This window comes from Polaribacter sp. BAL334, assembly GCF_015767435.1.
In the GTDB taxonomy this organism is placed as follows: domain Bacteria; phylum Bacteroidota; class Bacteroidia; order Flavobacteriales; family Flavobacteriaceae; genus Polaribacter.
Genome location: NZ_JADWOV010000124.1, coordinates 1 through 402 on the forward strand (window position 1 = coordinate 1; position 402 = coordinate 402).

Here is a 402-nt window from a genome sequence, read left to right on the forward strand (position 1 = left end):
ATTATACACCTGCAAAAATGGTCAAGAATTGCTAGAAATGATCTCAGAATCATCTGAAAATATTCCCAATGTTATTTTGATGGATGTCAATATGCCCATCATGAATGGAATAGAAGCAACAGCTTTAATTACTCAAAAATATCCTACAGTGCATGTTATGGCACTTTCTGTAGAAGATGATGACAATACAATTATTAAAATGTTAAAAGCTGGCGCTATTGGTTATTTATTGAAAGACACAGAAAAAAGTGTTTTAGAAAATGCCTTGATTGAAATTGTTGAAAACGGATTTTATCACACAAAAAATGTTACAAATTTGATGATTAAATCCATGAATGGAGTTGCAGAAGAAGAAATTACACTGAAAGAACCTGAAATTACTTTCCTAAAATTTGCCTGTAC

1 protein-coding gene is annotated in these 402 nt (G+C 30.8%); it reads left to right on the forward strand.

The genetic code is table 11. From position 1 onward, the window contains the following. Positions 1 to 402, forward strand: a 402-nt coding sequence (locus IU405_RS00660; protein ID WP_197436725.1) for a response regulator transcription factor, incomplete at both ends; no start/stop codon positions are given.